The sequence below is a fragment of the Polaromonas sp. JS666 genome (genome assembly GCF_900103405.1).
Lineage (GTDB): Bacteria > Pseudomonadota > Gammaproteobacteria > Burkholderiales > Burkholderiaceae_C > Polaromonas.
Window position 1 is genome coordinate 213,128 of the sequence record NZ_FNHX01000006.1, and the last position, 19,684, is coordinate 232,811.

18 protein-coding genes and 1 riboswitch are annotated in these 19,684 nt (G+C 67.1%); of the genes, 9 read left to right on the top strand and 9 right to left on the bottom strand.

Translation table 11 applies throughout. The features are described from left to right. The first annotated feature begins 70 nt into the window (after positions 1–70). Entirely contained in the window at positions 71–1,177 is a 1,107-nt protein-coding gene (locus BLQ85_RS17025; protein ID WP_074578536.1) for an alkene reductase, read from the top strand. On the opposite strand, the gene thiE is transcribed toward BLQ85_RS17025, so the two are convergent. From thiE to BLQ85_RS17060, 7 genes are all read right to left on the bottom strand, one after another. Beyond that, a complete protein-coding gene (gene thiE, locus BLQ85_RS17030) occupies positions 1,174–1,815 on the bottom strand; it encodes a thiamine phosphate synthase (RefSeq protein WP_074578538.1) in 642 nt (213 codons plus the stop codon). The genes BLQ85_RS17025 and thiE overlap by 4 nt on opposite strands. A 7-nt stretch (positions 1,816–1,822) precedes the next feature. After that, positions 1,823–2,641 carry a thiazole synthase gene (locus tag BLQ85_RS17035; RefSeq protein WP_074578540.1) on the bottom strand — a complete coding sequence of 273 codons (819 nt, stop codon included), beginning with the start codon at positions 2,639–2,641 and terminating at the stop codon, positions 1,823–1,825. 139 nt (positions 2,642–2,780) lie between these two features. After that, on the bottom strand, positions 2,781–2,990 hold the full coding sequence (gene thiS, locus BLQ85_RS17040) for a sulfur carrier protein ThiS (protein ID WP_254806462.1): 210 nt from the start codon (positions 2,988–2,990) through the stop codon (positions 2,781–2,783). 5 nt (positions 2,991–2,995) lie between these two features. Then, positions 2,996–4,066 (bottom strand): glycine oxidase ThiO, encoded by a 1,071-nt coding sequence (gene thiO / locus BLQ85_RS17045; RefSeq protein ID WP_074578544.1) that lies wholly within the window; start codon positions 4,064–4,066, stop codon positions 2,996–2,998. Positions 4,067–4,094: 28 nt separating this feature from the next. Further along, positions 4,095–5,396 (bottom strand): UDP-N-acetylglucosamine 1-carboxyvinyltransferase, encoded by a 1,302-nt coding sequence (locus tag BLQ85_RS17050; RefSeq protein WP_074578545.1) that lies wholly within the window; start codon positions 5,394–5,396, stop codon positions 4,095–4,097. 94 nt (positions 5,397–5,490) lie between these two features. Next, positions 5,491–7,410: a phosphomethylpyrimidine synthase ThiC gene (gene thiC, locus BLQ85_RS17055; RefSeq protein ID WP_074578547.1), complete on the bottom strand. Its 1,920-nt coding sequence runs from the start codon at positions 7,408–7,410 to the stop codon at positions 5,491–5,493. Between the two features lie 81 nt (positions 7,411–7,491). Next, a riboswitch (TPP riboswitch) is annotated at positions 7,492–7,610 on the bottom strand. Positions 7,611–7,766: 156 nt separating this feature from the next. Continuing rightward, complete coding sequence (locus BLQ85_RS17060) at positions 7,767–8,831, bottom strand: LacI family DNA-binding transcriptional regulator (protein ID WP_074578549.1); 1,065 nt, start codon at positions 8,829–8,831, stop codon at positions 7,767–7,769. A 114-nt stretch (positions 8,832–8,945) separates the two neighbouring features. Between BLQ85_RS17060 and BLQ85_RS17065 the strand changes: the two genes are divergently transcribed. The 6 genes from BLQ85_RS17065 to BLQ85_RS17090 all read left to right on the top strand — a co-directional run bounded on the left by BLQ85_RS17065 (position 8,946) and on the right by BLQ85_RS17090 (position 15,977). Beyond that, entirely contained in the window at positions 8,946–9,965 is a 1,020-nt protein-coding gene (locus BLQ85_RS17065; protein ID WP_074578551.1) for a TRAP transporter substrate-binding protein, read from the top strand. 170 nt (positions 9,966–10,135) lie between these two features. Continuing rightward, the gene (locus BLQ85_RS17070) at positions 10,136–12,019 is read left to right on the top strand and encodes a TRAP transporter large permease (RefSeq protein WP_074578553.1); all 1,884 of its coding nucleotides are present in this window, start codon (positions 10,136–10,138) and stop codon (positions 12,017–12,019) included. A gap of 40 nt (positions 12,020–12,059) precedes the next feature. Beyond that, positions 12,060–12,599 carry a VOC family protein gene (locus BLQ85_RS17075; RefSeq protein WP_074578555.1) on the top strand — a complete coding sequence of 180 codons (540 nt, stop codon included), beginning with the start codon at positions 12,060–12,062 and terminating at the stop codon, positions 12,597–12,599. 8 nt (positions 12,600–12,607) lie between these two features. Further along, positions 12,608–13,873: a ribulose-bisphosphate carboxylase large subunit family protein gene (locus BLQ85_RS17080; protein WP_074578557.1), complete on the top strand. Its 1,266-nt coding sequence runs from the start codon at positions 12,608–12,610 to the stop codon at positions 13,871–13,873. A gap of 3 nt (positions 13,874–13,876) precedes the next feature. Then, positions 13,877–15,178, top strand: coding sequence for a four-carbon acid sugar kinase family protein (locus tag BLQ85_RS17085; protein WP_074578559.1), 1,302 nt, complete (start codon positions 13,877–13,879; stop codon positions 15,176–15,178). A 256-nt stretch (positions 15,179–15,434) separates the two neighbouring features. Beyond that, a complete protein-coding gene (locus BLQ85_RS17090) occupies positions 15,435–15,977 on the top strand; it encodes a Spy/CpxP family protein refolding chaperone (protein ID WP_074578561.1) in 543 nt (180 codons plus the stop codon). Between the two features lie 169 nt (positions 15,978–16,146). Here the strand turns inward: BLQ85_RS17090 and BLQ85_RS17095 are convergent, their stop codons facing one another. Next, positions 16,147–16,674: a hypothetical protein gene (locus BLQ85_RS17095; protein WP_074578563.1), complete on the bottom strand. Its 528-nt coding sequence runs from the start codon at positions 16,672–16,674 to the stop codon at positions 16,147–16,149. A 144-nt stretch (positions 16,675–16,818) separates the two neighbouring features. Continuing rightward, complete coding sequence (locus tag BLQ85_RS17100; protein ID WP_139201035.1) at positions 16,819–17,142, bottom strand: hypothetical protein; 324 nt, start codon at positions 17,140–17,142, stop codon at positions 16,819–16,821. A gap of 422 nt (positions 17,143–17,564) precedes the next feature. Here BLQ85_RS17100 and BLQ85_RS17105 point away from each other — a divergent pair, with 422 nt between their 5' ends. Continuing rightward, positions 17,565–18,368 carry an endonuclease/exonuclease/phosphatase family protein gene (locus tag BLQ85_RS17105; protein WP_074578624.1) on the top strand — a complete coding sequence of 268 codons (804 nt, stop codon included), beginning with the start codon at positions 17,565–17,567 and terminating at the stop codon, positions 18,366–18,368. Positions 18,369–18,370: 2 nt separating this feature from the next. Continuing rightward, a complete protein-coding gene (gene clsB / locus BLQ85_RS17110) occupies positions 18,371–19,681 on the top strand; it encodes a cardiolipin synthase ClsB (RefSeq protein WP_074578566.1) in 1,311 nt (436 codons plus the stop codon). The last annotated feature ends 3 nt before the right edge of the window (positions 19,682–19,684 follow it).

Sequence of the window (19,684 nt, forward strand, 5' to 3'; positions counted from 1 at the left end):
CGTGTTGGGCAAGCCAATCGAAACAGGGCCAAACTGGCCCTGTTTTCATTCAGCCTTCAGGACCCAAGCCATGCCCACCTTATTCGACTCCAACAAAGCCGGTGACCTTGTCCTTGCCAATCGCATCGTCATGGCGCCGCTCACGCGCAACCGCTCACCCAATGCCGTGCCGCCGGCCATCGCGCGGACTTACTATGCCCAGCGCGCCAGCGCCGGCCTGCTGATCACCGAGGCCACGGCCATCAGCCACCAGGGCCAGGGCTATGCCGACGTGCCTGGCCTTTACGGCAGCGAGCAGCTCGACAGCTGGAAAAAAGTCACCCGCGCCGTGCATGACAAAGGCGGCAAGATCGTCGTGCAGCTGTGGCATGTGGGCCGCGTCTCGCACACCAAGCTGCAACCCAATGGCGGCAAGCCGGTCGCGCCTTCGGCCATCACCGCCAAGACCAAGACGGTGCTGATCGAGGACGGCGTGCCGACCTTTGTCGAAACCTCGGAGCCGCGCGCGCTCGACCTTGGCGAAATCCCCGGTATCGTGCACACCTTCGCGGCGGCGGCGCGCAACGCAGTCGAGACCGCCGGTTTTGACGGCGTGGAAATCCACGGTGCCAACGGCTACCTGCTGGACCAGTTCCTCAAAGACGGCAGCAACCAGCGCCGCGACGACTACGGCGGCAGCATCGAAAACCGCGCCCGCCTGCTGCTGGAAGTCACGCGCGCCGTGACCGACGCCGTCGGCGGCGGCCGCACCGGCATACGCCTGTCGCCCGTCACTCCCGCCAACGACGTGCACGACAGCAAGCCCCAGGCCTTGTTTGAATACGTGGTCAAGCAGCTCGCCGGCCTGAACCTGGCCTATGTCCATGTCATCGAAGGCGCCACCGGCGGGCCGCGTGAAATCGACGACCGGCCCTTCGACTACCCGGCGCTCAAGGCCGCCTACCGCAAGGCCGGCGGCAAGGGCGCCTGGATGGTCAACAACGGCTACGACCAGGACCTGGCTGAAAAAGCCGTGGCCGACGGCGCCGACCTGGTGGCCTTCGGCAAGCCCTATATCGCCAACCCCGACCTGGTGGAGCGCCTGCGCGCCAGGGCGCCGCTCAACACGCCCGACAAGAACACCTTTTACGGCGGCGGCGAAAAAGGCTACACCGACTACCCGACGCTGTCGGCTTAAGTGCCGCGGGCCTGCGCCGCCAGGGCCAGGCCCTGGCGCGCGGCCTCTTGCGGGTCGGGCGCCAGCGTCACCGCGCTGACCACCGCCACGCCATCCACGCCGCAGGCCAGCACGCCCGGCATCAGCGCCAGCGAAATGCCGCCTATGGCCGCCACGGGATAAGGCGCGGCGTCCCGCGCCCATGACCTCAGGCGCTCCAGGCCCACGGGCTCGTAAGGCATGACCTTGAGTGTGGTCGGGTAAATCGGGCCTATCGCCAGGTAAGAGGGCTGCACCGCCTTGGCCCGCGCCAGTTCGGCCGGCGTGTGCGTGCTCAGGCCCAGGCGCACGCCGGCTTTGCGCAGGGCCGCGATGTCGGCCGTGTCCAGGTCTTCCTGGCCCAGGTGCACACCGTAAGCACCGGCATCCAGCGCCAGCTCCCAATGGTCGTTGATAAAGACCTGCGCGCCCGGCACCTCGCGCCCGGCTGCCACCGCGGTGCGCACTTCCCAGGCGATCTCGTCCGCGTCGTGGTCCGCCGCCTTGATGCGCAGCTGGATGGTGCGCACCCCCCAGCCCAGCAGGCGCCGCACCCAGGCCGCGTCGGGAACGACAGGGTAAAAACCAATGGGGCCGGTGAGGGGTTTAAAAGAATTCATGGGGGCCTCAAGGGGAATGCCAGAAGGGAACACCGACGGTGGGCGTCGAAGCCTGCGCCGCCGCGCGCTCAGGCATGGGCGTGGACTCATAGGCTGCGCGGCCGGCCGCCACACCATCGGCAAAAGCGCGCGCCATGCGCACCGGATCGCCGGCCTGCGCCACCGCAGTGTTCAGCAGCACGGCGTCAAAACCCAGCTCCATCACCTGCGCGGCATGCGAGGGCCGGCCCAGGCCGGCATCGACCACCAGCACCGCATCGGGCAGGCGCCGCCGCATGGTTTCCAGCGCATAGGGATTGAGCGGCCCGCGGCCCGTGCCAATCGGCGCGGCCCAGGGCATCACCGCCGCGCAGCCGGCCGCATGCAGGCGCTGCGCCATCACCAGGTCGTCGGTGGTGTAGGCGAACACGGAAAAGCCTTCTTTCACCAGCGTGGTCGCGGCTTGCAGCGTGGCCACCGTATCGGGCTGCAGCGTGTAGTCATCGCCTATGACTTCCAGCTTGATCCAGGGCGTGCCAAAAATCTCGCGCGCCATCTGCGCCAACGTGACGGCCTCTTCGGCGCTGTGGCACCCCGCCGTGTTGGGCAGGATACGGCAGCCCATGGCCTGCACACGCTGCCAGAAGCTGTTGCCGCCGCCGCTTTCGGGCTGCAGCCGGCGCAGGCCCACCGTCAGCACCTCGGTGCCGCTGGCGCGCACCGCGTCGGCCAGCACCTGTGGCGACGGGTAATGCGAAGTGCCCAGGAAAAAGCGGCTGGACAAGGTGACGCCGGCCACGGTCCAGGGGCCGCCGTGGGCGATAGAAGGAACAGCGGATGTAGTCATTCAATTGCTCCGGCAGCTGGGTTCCGGTACATACCAGCAGACGCCGCGGAACTGGCTTTGCCAGGCCGCAAGCGTCGCCCCCTGCAAGGGGGAAAGGAGGTTACACGAAGTGAACCGACGATGGGGGTGTTCCATATGTCTAGCCTCCGGTTATGGGGGTCACGATGTCTATGCGGTCGCCGTTATTCAGGACGCGCTCCGGCCACTGGGGACGCGGCACAAAACTGTTGTTGATCGCGCAGGCAAACGCGCCTTGCAGTTGGTAACCGCGCGCCAACAGCAAAGCCTGCAAGGTGGGCGCGTCGGTTTGAATGGCTTCGCCGTTCAGCGAAATGTCGAGTCTTGTCATCTCATTCATTTTCCCTGCCCCAACAGTTGATGAACCAGGTCCTCCACCAGCGCCGGCGCGCACAGGTAGCCGTGGCGGTACAGGCCGTTGATATGCCACACGCCATGCCGCTGCGCAATCATTGGGCGGTGATCATCCAGCGCCGGGCGCAAGGCTGCCGCCAGCCGTAACACCCGCGCCTCGCCAAAAGCCGGGTGCAGGCTGTGCAGCGCGCTGCCCAGCTCCAGCGTGGAGCGCAAGGTCACCGGCCCCGTGTCTTCCGATTCGAGTTCGGTCGCGCCGACCACAAACTGGTGGTTAGGGCGCGGTGCCACATACAGCTGGTAGCGCGGGTGCATCAAGCGCACCGGTCGCTGCAAAGTCACGCCATCACATTCGACCGTCAGCACCTCGCCGCGCACACCGCGCAACTGCGGCCAGTTCTGCCTGGCGCCCACGCCGCGCGCATCGACCGCCACATCTACATCATAAGTTTGCCCGCCGCATTCAATATGGCCGCCCTCGACCGCATCGACGGCCCGGCCTTCAAGCCAGCTGCCGCCCAGCCGGTCTATTTCGGTGGCCAGCGCGGCCATCCATTGGTCGTTCGCCAGCTGGCCCTCGCCGTCCAGCATCAAGCCATTGCCGAAGCGCCCGGCCAGCGCCGGCTCGGCACGGGCCAGCGCGGCCGCGTCCAGCGTGTGCACCTGGGCGCGCGCGGCCTCGGGCAGCTTGTGCAGCAGCAGGCCGGTGAAATGCGCCAGCGAACTCTGGTCGGGCGCATGCGCGACCACCAGCGTGCCCTCGCGCCGGAAATACACCGGCAGGCCCCGATCGGCCAGCTCGCTGATCCACTGCGGCCACAGCCGCATGGAGCGCTGGCCCAGCGCGAACACGACATCATCGGACACCGCAAGCTCGGCCAGCGGCGAGAGCATGGCCGCCGCCGTCATGGATGCCGTGGCCAGGTCGCCGCGCGCCCGCGCATCGAACAGGCTCACGCGGCAGCCCGCGCGCAGCAGGCGCCAGGCCAGCGTGCGCCCGGCCAGGCCCGCGCCCGCAATGCCGACGTGCAAGGCGGGGCGGCCGGCACTCATGGCGTTCTCCTTGCGGCACCGCGGGTCTTCATTCTTCGGTGGTCCATTCAACCTGTGCGCCGAGTTTGCGCAGGTTCTCGACAAAGTGCGGGTGGGCCCGCCGGATCGGCGTGGCGTTGCGGATCTCAGACCGGCCCTCGACGCTGGCGGCCACCATGAACAGCGCAATCGCCACGCGGATGATGTAGGGACTCTCAACCACCGCCGGAGCCAGCGCATCGCCCCCGAAGGTGATGACGCGGTGCGGATCGGACGAAAACACATGCGCGCCGAACTTCGACAACTCGCCGGTCCACCCCAGCGCGCCGTCGTAGACCTTGTTCCAGAACAGCGCGTTGCCCTGCGCGCGCACGCCCAGCGCAATGAAGATGGGCAGCAGGTCGACCGGAAAGTAAGGCCAGGGCGCGGCTTCGACCTTGGTGAGCACGTTGCTGGTGAAGGGCGTCTGCACCCTCAGGCGGCCGGGCGCACTGGCGCGCGACCAGCCGTCCTCATGCGTGATCTCGACGCCGAACTTGGCGAAGGTCCGGTCGATCAGTGGAAAGTTGCCGGGCGCGCTGTTGCGCACCACCACGTCGCCGCCGGTGATGGCGCCCAGCGCCAGGAAGGTGGTGATTTCGTGGAAATCCTCATCGAAGGTGAACTCGCCGCCCGTCAGCGCCTGCCCGCCGTGCACCGTCAGGCGCGACGTGCCCATGCCATCGATGCGCGCGCCCATCATCGCCATGAAGCGGCAGAACTCCTGCACATGCGGCTCCGAAGCCGCGTTGGTCAGCGTGGAAGTCCCGCCGGCCGACGCGGCGCACAGCACGAAATTTTCCGTGGTGGTGACGGACGCATAGTCGAGCCAGTGGTCGGTCGGTGTCAGCCGGCCCTCGCTGCGAATCAGCAGCGAGCCTTCGGCGCGCTCCACCACACCGCCGAAGCGGCGGAACACCTCAACGTGCGGGTCAATCTCGCGCACGCCGAGCGTGCAGCCCTTGACGTTGTCCTCCAGCCGCGCCACGTTGAAGCGCGCCAGCAGCGGCGGCACCAGCATGATGGACGAACGCATCTCTTCCGGCAGGCGGTGCAGACCCGAATCGAAGGCGGTTTCGCGGTGATGCAGGTCCAGCGTGCCGCTCGCATGGTCCATGCGGACCTCGCTGCCCAGGGTGCGGAAGATGTCCAGGATCTTGCGCACGTCGGTGATGTCCGGTACACCCTTCAGCCTCAGCGGTTCCGAGGTCAGCAAGGTGGCGCAGAGCACCGGCAACACGGCATTCTTGTTGGCCGAGGGGATGATGCGGCCGCGCAAAGGGGCGCCGCCATGAACGATTAAATTGGACATGAAAAAGAAGGGGGCAGCCAGGGGTGGGAGGGAGAAGTCCAGTGTAGCCGTGGGCCGCTGGATGGCCGCCACCCCCCCCCGCCAGCCCCATGCCTCAGGAATAAATTTCGCTGCCGCCTTCGCGAAACTCCTTGGCCTTTTCCTCAAAGCCCGTCGCGATCTGCTTGATGGGAATCGTACCGGCGGCTGGCGCCAGCGTCGTTGTGGCCGGATTGAGCCGCGCGAACTCGCGCACCTCCTGCGAGATTTTCATCGAACAGAACTTCGGCCCGCACATGGAGCAGAAATGCGCGACCTTGGCGTTCTCTTTGGGCAGGGTTTCGTCGTGGTAGGCCATGGCCGTGTCCGGGTCTATGGCCAGGCGGAACTGGTCTTCCCAGCGGAACTCGAAGCGCGCTTTCGACACCGCGTTGTCCCACATCTGCGCGCCCGGGTAGCCCTTGGCCAGGTCGCCCGCGTGCGCGGCGATCTTGTAGGCGATCAGGCCCTGCTTCACGTCGTCGCGATTGGGCAGGCCCAGGTGTTCCTTGGGCGTCACGTAGCACAGCATGGCCGTGCCGTACCAGCCGATGTTGGCCGCGCCCATGGCCGAGGAGATATGGTCGTAACCCGGCGAGATGTCGGTGATCAGCGGGCCCAGCGTATAGAAAGGCGCCTCGAAGCAGGCTTCGAGCTGCTTGTCGACGTTTTCCTTCACGAGCTGCAGCGGCACATGGCCGGGGCCTTCGATCATCACCTGCACGTCATGCTTCCAGGCGATCTGCGTGAGCTCGCCCAGGGTGTGCAGCTCGGCGAACTGCGCCTCGTCGTTGGCGTCGGCAATCGAGCCGGGCCGCAGGCCGTCGCCCAGCGAGAAGCAGACGTCGTAGGCTTTCATGATCTCGCAGATCTCGTCAAAGCGCTCGTACAAAAAGCTTTCCTTGTGGTGCGACAGGCACCACTTGGCCATGATGGAGCCGCCGCGCGAGACGATGCCGGTCAGGCGGTTGGCCGTGAGCGGCACATAGGCCAGGCGCACGCCGGCGTGGATGGTGAAGTAATCCACGCCCTGCTCGGCCTGCTCGATCAGCGTGTCGCGAAAGATTTCCCAGGTCAGGTCTTCAGCCTTGCCGTTGACTTTTTCGAGCGCCTGGTAAATCGGCACCGTGCCGATGGGCACCGGCGAGTTGCGCAAAATCCATTCGCGGGTTTCATGGATGTTCTCGCCGGTCGAGAGGTCCATCACCGTGTCGGCGCCCCAGCGGATCGACCAGACCAGCTTGTCGACTTCTTCCTCGATGCTGGACGTAACCGCCGAGTTGCCGATGTTGGCATTGACCTTGATCAGGAAGTTGCGGCCGATGATCATGGGCTCGCTTTCCGGGTGGTTGATGTTGCTTGGGATCACCGCGCGGCCGCGCGCCACTTCATCGCGCACGAACTCGGCCGTGATCTCTTTGGGAATGGCGGCATTGAAGGAGTGGCCGGCCTTGGGCAGGCGCTCGGTCTTCAGGCGTTCGGCCAGCTGCGCGCGCACCAGGTTTTCGCGCACCGCGACGTATTCCATCTCCGGCGTGATGATGCCTTTGCGCGCGTAATGCATTTGCGACACATTGGCGCCCGCCTTGGCGCGGCGCGGCACCGGCGCATGCGCCATGCGCAACGCGGCCAGGGCCGGGTCGTTCAGGCGCTGGCGGCCGTAGGCGCTGCTGATGCCGGCCAGGGCTTCGGTGTCCTGGCGCTCGTTGATCCAGGCGCCGCGCAGCGGCGGCAGGCCGCGCGTGATGTCTATGGGAGCGGCCGGGTCGGTGTAGATGCCCGAGGCGTCGTACAGGCGCAGCGGCGGGTTGGCCTCGCGGCGCGGCTCGCCCGCGCCCTCGTGCACCAGGGTATCGGTCAGCGTGACCTCGCGAAACGGCACGCGAATGTCGGGGCGCGAGCCCTCGAGGTAAATCTTCGCCGAGCCGGGAAAGGGCGCGCGCGTGATGCGGCCCGTGAGGTCTTGGGTGTCAACGGTGAGTCGGGTTTTGGCCATGTGGTTCTCCAGGAGGTGGGGTGCCTGCTGGGGAGCCGGAAGGTCCTGGGGCGGCCTCTGGGGGTGCCGCTACGGAGTACCGGAGCCAATTGCGTTGTTCCCTACGCGGGGATGACCCCGATCAGGTTCAGCGGGTCTCGCAAACTGCGATCTCAGCCTTGACACTCCCTAAGGAAATCTTGGCACCCCGACAAGCTGCAGCCATTGTAGGCACCCCCAGGCCGCATGGCAAATAACCAAGGTCACAAGCCGACAACGCCAGTGGGGGCCGCGGTCCGGCTCCGCCGGCCGCAAGGCGCCCGTCCCCTGCAAGGGGAAAAGGCACTACACGAAGTGAGTGCCGATAGGAGTGTGCATTACGGGAGGTTTTCCCTAAATATCACCTGGCTACGCACCGCATCCACCCCACTCATCACATCCCGCCCATCGCGCAAATTGGTAAACATGCGCACGCAGCTCATCATGGCCGATTGCGGGCTTTGGGTGATCACCGCGTCCATGCTGCCGTCTATCAGCATGGCGCGCGTGTCGGGCGTGAGGCCGTGGCCAATGAAAACCACCTTGTGCTCGCGGCCGGTTTCCTTCAGCGCCCGCGCCACGCCGTCGGAGGCGCCGCCTATGTTGTAAATGCCGGCCAGGTCTGGGTATTGCTCCAGCAGCGTGCGCGTCTGCTCGTAATTTTTCTGCGCGTCGTCGTGTCCCTCGCGCAGGCCCACCACCTGCAGCGTCGGAAACATCTCCTCGATCACGTGCAGGAAGCCGGCCTCGCGCTCCTCATGCGCGCGGTAGCTCAGCGAGCCAGCGATCAGCGCCACCTTGCCGCCGCGCGCGCCGGGCGCGATAAAACGGCCCAGCAGGTAGCCCGCGGTGCGCCCGGCCGCGCGGTTGTCCAGGCCCACATAACCGGCGCGCCGCGAGCCCGACAGGTCCGAAATCAGCGTGATGGTGGGCACGCCTTTTTCCGCCAGCTCGCTGACGGCCTCGCGCACCGCCGGGTGCTCCAGCGCCATGAAGGCGATGCCCTCGCTGCGCTTGCCTTGCTGCAGCAGGCTGGCGGCCAGTTGCTGCGGGTTGAAGCTTTCAAACAGCTCGGTACGGCACTTCACGTTAAAGGGCGTCAGGTGCTCCTGCGAATAACCCACCGTGTCGCCCAGCATGCGGATAAAGCGGTTGCTGCCGTCGGGCAGCAAAAAGGTCAGGCGCATGGGCGGCGCCGCCAGCGCGGCATACAGGCCCGTCTCCGGCAGGTAGTCCATCTCGGCCGCGGCCTTGAGCACCTTTTGCGCGGTGGCCCCGCGCACGCCGGGGCGCTGGTTCAGCACCCGGTCTACAGTGGCGGTAGACACACCGGCGGCCCGCGCAATGTCCACCACGCGTGCCCGCTGCTGCGGCCCCTGCAATCCATCAGGGATAACCCTCATACATCAAAATCCATCATTTTTCTCGTTTGACGATTGAATACCCTGCACCTATCGTTGCGCTGCTTTCACCCGATGATGCATCAAAACGCATCAAAACAAAACTGGAGACAAACCATGACCGAAGTCACCCGCCGCAGCGTGCTGCGTACCCTGTCCGCCGTTCCCGCCGCCGGCATCGCCGCCGCCCTGCCCTCCATGGCACGCGCCGCCGAGTTCTCCTACAAGTACGGCAACAACCTGCCTGTCACCCATCCGCTCAACATACGCGCGCAGCAGGCCGCCGACCGCATCCTGAAGGAAACCAACGGCCGCGTCGAAATCAAGATCTTCCCGAACAACCAACTGGGCGGCGACACCGACATGCTGGCCCAGGTACGCTCAGGCGGCATCGAGTTCTTCACGCCCTCGGCCCTCGTCATCGCCACGCTGGTGCCGGTGGCTGCCATCAATGCCGTGGGTTTTGCCTTCAGCGACTACAACCAGGTCTGGGGCGCCATGGACGGCAAGCTAGGGGCCCACGTGCGCGAAGCCATCAGCAAGTCGCGCCTTTATGCCTTTGAAAAAATGTGGGACAACGGCTTCCGCCAGACCACCAGCAGCAAGGCGCCGGTGACTACCGCCAAAGACATGGACGGCCTGAAGATACGCGTGCCGGTCAGCCCGCTGTCCATCTCCATGTTCAAGGGCCTGGGCGCCGCGCCCGCCAGCCTGCAGTTCAGCGAGGTTTACTCTTCGCTGCAGACCAAGATCGTCGACGCGCAGGAAAACCCGCTGCCCATCATCCAGGTCGCCAAGCTTTATGAAGTGCAGAAATTCTGCTCGCTGACCAACCACATCTGGGACGGCTACTGGTTCATCGCCAACGGCCGCGCCTGGGACAAGCTGCCCGCCGACCTCAAGACCATCATCGCGCGCGCCATCAATGAAGCCGGCCTGCAGCAGCGCGACGACATCAAGAAGCTCAACGAAACCGTGGTGGCCGATTTGCAGTCCAAGGGACTCAGCATCAACCGCCCCACCTCGGACAGCTTCCGCGCCAAGCTGCGCGAGGCCGGGTTCTATGGTGAGTGGAAAGAGCGGTTTGGGGCTGAAGCCTGGGGATTGCTGGAGCAGTCCGTCGGCAAACTGGCCTGAAGGCGCAAATAAACCTGCTGCGCAGGCCGATCCCGGCACTCCGGTCCTCACCGTACTGGGGTACGGCTCCGGTCCTCCTGCCGGGCTAGGCCTGCTCGCTACGGTTTCTTCCTCGCCTTCACCGCGTCCCTTTTCAGGGGTTTTCCATCCTTACAGATCCCGGAAACAACATGTCCCACGCCTCACCTCAGCCGCCCGCCGATGCCCCCCCCGCCAACCCCCTGAGCCACCTCGCCCACGCGGCAGACCGCGGCCTGGGCTATGTGGTGGAGACCATTGCCGCCGCCCTGGTGCTGGCCGAGATCTTTGTGCTGTTTGCCGGCGTGGTCTCGCGTTACGTCTTCCACGCGCCGCTGGTCTGGTCGGACGAGCTGGCGTCGATCATGTTCCTCTGGCTGTCCATGCTGGGCGCGGTCGTCGCGCTGCGGCGCGGTGAGCACATGCGCATGACGGCGCTGGTCAACAAGGTCCAGCCGCACACCCGCGCGCTGCTCGACACCCTTGCCATCACCGCCTCCATCGCCTTCCTGCTGCTGGTGATCTACCCGGCCTCGGAATACGCGTATGAAGAAAGCTTCATCGTCACCGCCGCCATGGAGGTCAACAACGCCTGGCGCGCCTCGGCCATTCCCATCGGCATGGGGCTCATGGTCATCGTCGCCGTGCTGCGCCTCTTGCGCATCAGCACCTTCAAACAAACCGCCATCGCGCTGGCCGGCACGGCCGCCGTGGTCGCCCTGTTCTGGTTCGCACAGCCCCTGCTGCAGCCGCTGGGCAAGCTCAACCTGATCCTGTTTTTTGTCGGCATCGTCGCCGCCACCGTGCTGTCCGGCGTGCCGATTGCCTTCTCCTTCGCGCTGGCCACCTTCGGCTACCTGGCGCTCACCACCTCCACGCCGCTGCTGGTCATGGTCGGCCGCATGGATGAGGGCATGTCACACATGATCCTGCTGGCGGTGCCGCTCTTTATCTTCCTGGGCGCGCTGATCGAGATGACCGGCATGGCCAAGGCCATGATCCAGTTCCTCGCCAGCCTGCTGGGCCACGTGCGCGGCGGCCTCAGCTATGTGCTGATAGGCGCGATGTACCTGGTCTCCGGCATCTCGGGCTCCAAGATCGCCGACATGGCCGCGATTGCGCCGGTGCTCTTTCCTGAAATGAAAAAGCGCGGCGCCAAGCCCGGCGACCTGGTGGCCCTGCTGTCGGCCACCGGCGCGCAGACCGAAACCATACCGCCCTCCATCGTGCTGATCACCATAGGCTCGGTCACCGGCGTGTCGATTGCCGCGCTGTTCACCGGCGGCCTGCTGCCGGCCGTGGTGCTGGGCGCGGCGCTGTGCACCGTCGTCTGGTGGCGCTACCGCCACGAAGACCTGAGCGCCGTCGTGCGCCACAGCAAACGCGAAATCGGCAAGCTGCTGCTGATCGCCCTGCCCGCCATCATCCTGCCCTTCGTCATCCGCGCCGCAGTGGTCGAAGGCGTGGCGACGGCCACCGAAGTTTCCACCATAGGCATCATCTACTCGGTGCTGGCCGGCCTCTTCCTCTACCGCCAGTTCCCGTGGCGCCGCCTCATGCCCATGCTGATCGAAACCGCCTCGCTGACCGGCGCCATCATGTTCATCATCGGCTGCGCCACCGCCATGGCCTGGGGCCTCACGCAGTCGGGCTTCTCGCAGGACCTGGCCCGCGTCATGGGCAGCCTGCCCGGCGGCGCCTACGGTTTCCTCGCGGTGTCCATCGTCGCCTTCGTCATCCTGGGCAGCGTGCTCGAAGGCATCCCCGCCATCGTGCTGTTCGGCCCGCTGCTGTTTCCCATCGCGCGCATGGTCGGCGTGCACGACGTGCACTACGCCATGGTGGTGATCTTCGCCATGGGCATAGGCCTGTTCGCGCCGCCTTTCGGCGTCGGCTACTACGGCGCCTGCGCGGTCAGCAAGGTCGACCCCGACGAAGGCATCCCCTACATCTGGGCCTATATGGGCGCGCTGCTCATAGGCCTGGCCCTTGTGGCGGCCGTGCCCTGGTTCTCCACCGGCTTCCTCAAAACCTGACCCTTCCCACCTCCTCCTTTTTTCACCGGAGCAAAACAACATGAGCAAATTTTTCGGCGAGATCCGCCAGCTGGGCTACGTCGTGCCCGACATCGAGGCCGCGATGGACTACTGGAGCAAGACCCTCGGCGTCGGCCCCTGGTTCTACAACCCCAAGGTGCCCATCCGGAACTACACCTACCGCGGCGAATCGCATGAGCCGCACAACTCGGTCGCGCTGGCCAACTCGGGTTTTGTGCAGGTCGAGCTGATCCAGACGCGCAACGACGTGCCCTCCATGTACCGCGACTTCCAGCAAGCCGGCCGCACCGGCCTGCAGCACGTCGCCTACTGGACCAGCGACTACGACGCCGACCTGGCGCGCCTGCTCAAGCAAGGCTTCAAGCCCGTCATGAGCGGTGAGGTCGGCGAAAAAGGCCGCTTCATCTACTTCGACACCGAATACCACCCCGGCACCGTGATCGAGCTCTCCGAAGTCGCCGGCCCCAAGGGCAAGATGTTCGACCTGATACGCGCCTCGAGCGAAGGCTGGGACGGCAACGAGCCGGTGCGGCCCTTTCCTGACCTGAGCAAACTCTGAGCCCAGCGATGCAAGCCGACCGCTTTGAAGCCACCTACCTGATCGAAACCCCGCTGGCGCCCGCGCAGGTCGCCGAAGTCATGGCGGGCGAGCAGTCCTGCGGCACCTTCACGCGCGTCGAAGGCGAGACCGACGAGCTGCGCCGGCGCGCGCGCGCCACCGTCGAGCAGATCGACGAACTCGAATCCGTGAACGCGCCCAGCCTGCCCAATGCCCTGCTGGAACGCAAAGGCCACACCGGCCCGTGGCGGCGCGCGCGCGTGCGCATCTCCTTTCCGGTCGCCAATGTGGGCATCAACCTGCCGACGCTGGCCGCCACCGTGTCGGGCAACCTCTACGACCTCGGCGAGGCCAGCGGCCTGCGCCTGGAAAGCCTCAAACTGCCCGCCGGCTACCGCGCCTTCTTCGACATGCCGCGTGTCGGCATCGCCGGCACACGCAAGCTAACGGGCGTGGCCACGGGCGCGCTGGTCGGCACCATCATCAAGCCCAATGTCGGCTTCAGCGCGGCGCAGACCGCCGAACTTGTGGGCCGCCTGTGCACCGCCGGCGTGGACTTCATCAAGGACGACGAGGTCTGCGCCAACCCCACCCATGCGCCGCTGGGCGAACGCGTGCCCGCCGTGATGGCCGTGGTGCGCGACCACCAGCAGCGCACCGGCAAGCACGTCATGGTGGCCTTCAACATCACCGACGAGACCGACGCGATGAAGCGCCACGCCGACCTCATCGAGCGCGAAGGCGGCAGCTGCGTCATGGCCAGCCTCAACTGGTGCGGCCACTCCGGCATGCAGACCCTGCGCCGCCACACGGGTCTCGCCATCCACGGCCACCGCAACGGCTACGGCGCGCTGTCGCGCCACCCGCTGCTGGGCATGTCCTTCCAGGCCTACCAGACGCTGTGGCGCCTGGCCGGTGTCGACCACATGCATGTGCACGGCCTGCAGGGCAAGTTCTCGCAGGCCGATGAGGAAGTGATCGAATCCGCGCAGGACTGCTACACGCCGCTGACCGAAGCCTTCGACGACCGCGTCATGCCGGCCTTCTCGTCGGGCCAATGGGCCGGCACCGTTCCCGCCACCTGGGCCGCCGTCAAAAGCGACGACCTGCTCTTCATGTCCGGCGGCGGCATACTCGCGCACCCGGGCGGCCCCGCGGCCGGCGTGGCCAGCATTCGCCAGGCCTGGGAAGCCGCGCGCGCCGGTGTGGCACTGGCCGAACATGCGCGCGGCGCGCCCGAGCTCGCGGCGGCGCTGGCCTTTTTCGGCAAATAAACCATGACCACCCAGGAGACGCTCCGGATCGCCTACTACGGCGACGACTTCACCGGCGCCACCGACACCCTGGCCACGGCCGCGCGCGCCGGCCTGCGCAGCCTGCTCTTCCTGGGCCTGCCCACGGATGCGCAACTCGAACGCGCCGGCCCGCTGGACTGCCTGGGCATTGCCGGTGCGGCGCGCGCCATGAGCCCCGATGAAATGCGCGCCGAGCTCGAACCCGTGGGCCGCCTGTTCGCGCGCCTGGGCGCGCCCGTCACACACTACAAGACCTGCTCGACCTTTGACAGCGCCCCCGCAGTCGGCAGCATAGGCGCGGCCATCCGCATCCTGCGGCCGCACACCGGCAATCCCTTTGTGCCCATCGTCGGCGGCCAGCCCAACCTCAGGCGCTACTGCGTGTTCGGCAACCTGTTCGCCGGCGCCGGCGCGTCCATGCACCGGCTCGACCGCCACCCCACCATGAGCCGGCACCCCGTCACGCCCATGCACGAGGCCGACCTGCGGCGCCACCTGGCCGCGCAGGGCCTGGCGCAGGTCGCCGGCATAGCCTACCCCGACTACGAACAAGACAATGAGGCGCTGGACAGCCAGCTCGCCAGCCTGCTGGCGCTCAAGCCCGACGCCGTGCTGCTGGACATCGCGCATGAGCGCGACCTCGCCGCCGCGGGCCGGCTGATCTGGCAGCGCGCGCAACAACAAAACCTGCTCGCCGCCGGGCCCAGCAGCGTGGTCCAGGCCCTGGCCGCGCACTGGCAGACAGGCACAGAGGCGGCGCCGCCTCGCATCGCCCCGGCCACCGGCCCGGTGCTGGTGCTGGCCGGCAGCCTGTCGCCGGTGACGGCGCAGCAGGTCCAGGCCGCGAGCTCCTACCGCCAGGTCGCGCTGGACGCCGCCCGCCTCACCGGCGACGCGGACTATGCCCAGCGGATGTCAGCGCAGATCGGCGCGCTGCTGGCCCAGGGCCGCCATGTGCTGGCCTGCACCGCGCAACCGGGCCCTGCGCCCGCCAGCGCGGTGGACAGCCGCGTGCTGGCGCAGGCCTGCGGCGAGCTGCTGGCGCGCGTGCTCAAGGCCGTGCCCCTGCGCCGCCTCGGCATTGCCGGCGGCGACACCTCCAGCCTGGCCATGCAGGCGCTGGATGCCTGGGGCCTGTCCTACGCGGCACAGCTCGCGCCCGGCGTGGCCCTGTGCCGCCTGCACAGCGACGAGGCTGCGCTTGACGGGCTGGAGATCATGCTCAAGGGCGGGCAGATGGGCGGCGACGCGCTGTTTGAAACCCTGCTGCACGGCACCGCCTGACCAAGAGGCACGGTGTTCACCAGCGGGGGCCGCGGTCCGGCTTCGCCGGCCGCAAGGCGCCCGTCCCCTGCAAGGGGAAAAGGCACTACACGAAGTGAGTGCCGATAGGGGTGAGCCTTTCACTAAACTTTACAAACCCTCATCGCTCGGGCAATGGCGGGTATACAGACGGCCGCCACACTTGCCTTCAACCTGAAGCCGAGCCGCATGTCGCGGCCGCGGATTTCAGGCACCTTCTCTTCGAAAGGAAGTCCCCATGAAATTCGCATTCAAGCCCTCCGCTTCCCTCAACAGCCTCGTCCTGGCCGGCTTGCTGGCAACGGTGGGCGCCGGCGCCATGGCGCAAACACCTGCCGCGCCGCCTGCCGGATCGCCTCCTCCCGCCGGCGCGCACGGCGAGCGCATGGGCCGCCATGACCCCGCCAAGATGCAGGCCATGATCGCCAAGCACCAGGCCGAACTCAAGGCCAAGCTCAAGCTCACCCCGGCCCAGGAAGGCGCATGGACCAGCTACACGGCCGCCATGCAGCCGCCCGCACACGGCCCCCGCCCCACGGCCGAGCAGCGCGCCGAATTCGACAAGCTGACCACGCCCCAGCGCATCGACAAAATGAAGGAAATGCGCACCCAGCACATGGCCGAGATGAATGCCGCCATGGACAAACGCGGCGAAGCCACCAAGGCCTTTTACGCCGTGCTGAGCCCCGAGCAGCAAAAAGTCTTTGATGCCGAGCACAAAAAACACGGCCCGCGCGGCGGCCACCGCGAGCACGGCGGCCCCGGCCCGCAAAAGGGCTAAGCCAGGCCTCCGGCGTCAACGCCCCCAGCCCGCACCGCGAACCGGTGCGGGCTTTTTTGCGCCCTCGGTAATGAGGCGGCAAAAAGCCGGGCCGCGGGACATGCCCGCGCCCGGCTCTGCAAGCTCGGTGGCACCGGCCGCGAACGGCCGGCCCTGGCTTCACCAGCGTTTAGTGCGTGCCGCCGCCGATGGCCGCGCCAGCGCCACCCTGGACACTGCCCTGCACACCGCCCTGGAGGCTGCCTGCGGCATTGCCCACGCCGCTGCTGACGCCGTTATAGGTCCGCTTGGCGCCGCTCTTCACAGCGCTGCCGGTGCGTGCCACGGCCCGGCCTGTGGTGCGTGCGGTGTCATCCACCGCGCCCGTGGCCCGGCTGCTCAAGTCCCCGGCGCTTTGGGCCGCACCGGAAACATTGGCGCCCGCGCCCGCGCCGACACCGGCGCCCACCCGGCCTACGGCCGCACCGACGCCGCTGTCGCCACCACCGCCCGCATTCGCGCGGGTGGCCGCATCAATATTGGTATTCTGGCCGGCATTGACACCCAGGTTCACACCCAGGCCGGCACCAGCGCCCGTGCCAGCACCCGCGCCCACACCTACCCCCAGGCTTTGCGCGAAAGCGCCGGGGGCGGCCAATGCGGCCGCCAGGGTCAGCGCCACGGCGCCGGGAATCGAACGAATCAAGAACTTGGACATTTCAGTCTCCTTCAAAAACGATGGGCTTGCTCAACATGGCAACCCACCCGGCAGGGCCTCACCGAAAACCGCTGTGGCCCGCCCGCGCCGCCTTGCGGTCGCGAATGGCCTCTCATGGCCATCACGTCCTCAAAACGGCATGCCTTATTTGGTGCCGCCCACGGCAGGGCCTTGCGCGCCGCCGGTCGAGGTGGCGGCCGCGGCACGCGCGGCGGAGTTCTGCGCGCGTTTGGCCGCGCGTTTCTCGCGCTTGGCGGCCTTGGCTGCCGCACGGTCGGCCTTGGCGGCCGTGCGTGCTTCAGGCGTCTTGGCGGTACCGCCCATAGGGGCCGCCGAGTTCTGGTCCTGTGCCTTGGTGCTGCCGGGCGGCGTCGTGGTATCGACCTGCGCATGGACTTGCGCGCCCAGCAACAAGGCAGACATGACCGCAGCCGCCGCGGACATGGATTTCATCGAAATTTTCGTCATGGTGATTTCCTCTTCAGTTGGCCCCATGGGATAAGGCGCATTGGATAAACAGGCCCTGAGCTGTGATGACGGGGCTGGTTTCAATTTAGGGGCCGGGCCGCGGCGGACTTGCCGGAGAGGCCCGCCGCGCCGTGTAGGACACTGCGCCCGCGGCGTGTGGTTGCGGCCATTTCCGTGAAACTGTTCACGCGAAAGGGTCAGCCCGGCTCGTGTACAAATAAGTTTCTGTCCTACACCTGGGAAAAGACGCGCGGGGCCACAATGGCTGTCCGGGTGACCGCCCTCCTGCCTGCCGCACTCCTGCGCGTTTCCCCGACTGCCTTATGCAAAATCTTCCGTCCGATTCATCCCGCCGCGGCGCGCCCGACGCGCTGTCCGTCGCCGTGCCCGCCCGCCCGCCCAAAGCCGGCACACGCGTCGACATGGCCGCCGTCGAGGCCGACACCCAGACCGCGCTGGCGGCCGTGAGCCCCGAGTCCTCGTTTTCCTTCAAGGTGCTGACGGTCAACATCCACAAGGGCTTTACCTTCTTCAACCGCAAGTTCATCCTGCCCGAGCTGCGCGAGGCGGTACGCAGCGTGGGCGCGGACGTGGTGTTCCTGCAGGAAGTGACGGGCAACCACGTCAAGCACGCCGACAAGTTCGACAACTATCCCGACACGCCGCACTACGAATTCCTGGCCGACACCATCTGGCCGCAGTTCGCCTACGGCCGCAACGCCGTCTACACCAACGGCCACCACGGCAACGCGGTGCTGTCGAAATTTCCCATCGTGCGTTTTGAAAACCGCGACGTCTCCATCAGCGGCCCCGAGCGCCGCGGCCTGCTGCATTGCGAGCTGCAAATTCCCGGCCGCAGCGTCAACGTGCACGCCATCTGCGTGCACCTGGGCCTCATGGAAGCGCATCGCGAGCAGCAGATGGACATGCTGTGCGAGCTGGTGCGCCAGGACATCCCGCCGCACGCCCCCGTGGTGGTGGCCGGCGACTTCAACGACTGGCGCCACCGCGCCCATGCACGGCTTGAAAAAGGCGCCGAGCTGCACGAGGTTTTTGTGCAGGCCAACGGCCATGCGGCGCGCACCTTCCCCGCCCGCCTGCCCCTGCTGCGCCTGGACCGCATCTATGTGCGCAACGCCATAGGCCACGCGCCCGTGGTGCTGCCGCTGCGGCCCTGGTCGCATCTGTCGGATCACGCGCCGCTCGCGGCAGAAATCGAGCTCTGAACATGAGCAGGTGGGTCAGCGGCAACCAGTTCCACCTGCTCGAAAACGGCGAGGATTTTTTTCCGCGCGTGTTTGAGTGCATCGCCGCCGCCAAACGCGAAGTCGTGCTGGAAACCTTCATCCTGTTTGAAGACAAGGTCGGTGAAGAGCTGCACGCGGCCCTGCACCAGGCCGCGCGGCGCGGCGTGCAGGTCGACATGACCATAGACGGCTACGGCTCGCCCGACCTGTCGCCCGAATTCATCTCCACCCTCACCCGCGCCGGCGTGCGCGTGCATGTGTTCGACCCGGGCCCCAGGCTCTGGGGCTGGCGCACCAACCTGTTTCGCCGCATGCACCGCAAGATCGTGGTGGTCGACGGCGAGCGCGCCTTCGTGGGCGGCATCAACTACTCGGCCGACCACCTGGCCGACTTCGGTCCGCTGGCCAAGCAGGACTACGCCGTCGAGATCGAGGGCCCCATCGTCGCCGACATCCACGGCTTTGTGCGCCGCGCCCTGGCCGCCGGCCAGCGCAATGCCGGCGCCGAGCCGCCCGCGGGCCTGCGCGAGCGCTTTTCCGACCGCGCGCGTTCGCTGGCCGGCGCCTGGCGCGGCGACAGCATTCCCGCGCCGGTGGGCGAGGCCTCGGCGCTCTTCGTCACGCGCGACAACCGCAAACACACCAACGACATAGAGCGCCACTACCGCGCGGCCCTGCGCACGGCGCGCAAGCGTGTGGTCATCGCCAACGCCTATTTCTTCCCCGGCTACCGGCTGCTCAGGGAAATGCGCCACGCCGCGCGGCGTGGCGTGGACGTGCGCCTCATCCTGCAGGGCGAGCCCGACATGGCCATCGTCAAGACCGCCGCCAGCATGCTCTACCACCACCTGCTGGACGCCGGCGTGCGCATCTACGAATACTGCGAGCGGCCGCTGCACGGCAAGGTGGCCGTCATCGACGACGACTGGGCCACCGTGGGCTCCAGCAACCTGGACCCGCTCAGCCTCTCGCTGAACCTGGAGGCCAATGTCGTCATACGCGACCCCGCCTTCAACAGCGAGCTGGGCGGGCGGCTGGAGGCCCTGATCCGCGACAGCTGCAAGCAGGTGACCCACGACCAGCTCGTGGAGCCCAGCTGGTGGCGCACCGTGCGCAGCTACTTTGTGTTCCACCTGCTGCGCCGCTACCCGGCCTGGGCCGGCTGGCTGCCGGCGCACACGCCGCGCATCACGCCCGCCGGCCAGGGCCTTCCCGCCAAGGCCGGCGCCACCGGCCCCACTGGCAGGGAAGGCAGGGACCCGGAGCCGGTGGGCCAGGCCAAACCCGTGTGAGCG